At 42.4% G+C, this 1,170-nt stretch carries 1 protein-coding gene; it reads left to right on the forward strand.

Translation table 11 applies throughout. The features are described from left to right. On the forward strand, positions 1-1,158 hold a 1,158-nt coding region (locus ACOVO2_RS05250; RefSeq protein ID WP_421768955.1), incomplete at its 5' end, for a Gfo/Idh/MocA family protein. Positions 1,159-1,170: the final 12 nt, after the last annotated feature.

The following is a 1,170-nucleotide window of genomic DNA, read 5'->3' on the forward strand; positions in this document are numbered from 1 at the left end:
AGAATCGGATTAATAGGAACGGGCCTTATGGGAAGAGCTCATTCTAATGGATATAATCGCATTACAAATTTTTTTCCTGAATTGGAATATACACCTGTATTGAAGGCTGTTTGCTCAAGAAATGCAGCAAAAGTACAAGCATTTGCCGACCAATGGGGTTTTGAATCTATCGAAACCGACTGGAGAGCACTCGTTGCTCGTGAGGATATTGATGCAATTGATATTTGTACACCTAACGATTCGCACGCTGAAATAGCTTTGGCAGCGGCAGCAGCAGGCAAAATGATTTTATGCGAAAAACCTTTGGCTCGTACTTTAGAAGAAGGGCAAATAATGGTTGATGCCATCGATAAAGCGGGAACAGATGGTAAACCATTGAAAACTACTGTGTGGTACAACTACCGTAGAATGCCAGCTGTTACTTTAGCAAAACAAATCATTGACTCTGGAAAATTGGGTAAGATTTATCATTACAGAGCTAATTTCTTACAGGACTGGACTATCAATGCTGACCTCCCGCAAGGTGGTGAAGGCTTGTGGAGAATGGATGTAGGTGCTGCGGGTTCGGGTGTAACTGGTGACCTTTTGGCTCACTGTATTGATACCGCCATGTGGCTCAATGGGGCAATTACCGATGTTTCGGCTGTTACCGAAACTTTTGTAAAAGAACGTATGCACCAGCTAACTGGAAAAGTTGAACCTGTTGGAATTGATGATGCTTGTATTTTTCACTGTCATTTTGCGAATGGCTCCCTCGGACTTTTTGAATCTACTCGCTACGCCCGTGGACACAAAGCTCTTTACACTTTTGAAATTAACGGTGCTGATGCTTCTATCCGTTGGGATTTGCATGACCTCAATCGCCTCGAATATTTCGACCACCGTGATGATTCAATTGTTCGTGGATGGCGTTCGATTCACGTAACCGATGGCGACCAGCCCTACATGAATAAATGGTGGATTCCAGGTTGTGGTATTGGCTATGAGCATAGTTTCATTCATCAAGTAGCCGATTTCTTGAAAAGCTTGGAAACTGGCGAAGATTGTTCTCCAACTTTCAAAGAAGCACTTCAAACTCAAAAAGTTTGTGCGGCAGTCATTGATTCGGCTAATTCAAGAAGTTGGAAAGATACACATGTAGAAGGTGATTTTGTGTGAGAATAAATTCAT

The sequence above is a fragment of the Emticicia sp. genome (assembly GCF_049241225.1).
Lineage (GTDB): Bacteria > Bacteroidota > Bacteroidia > Cytophagales > Spirosomataceae > Emticicia.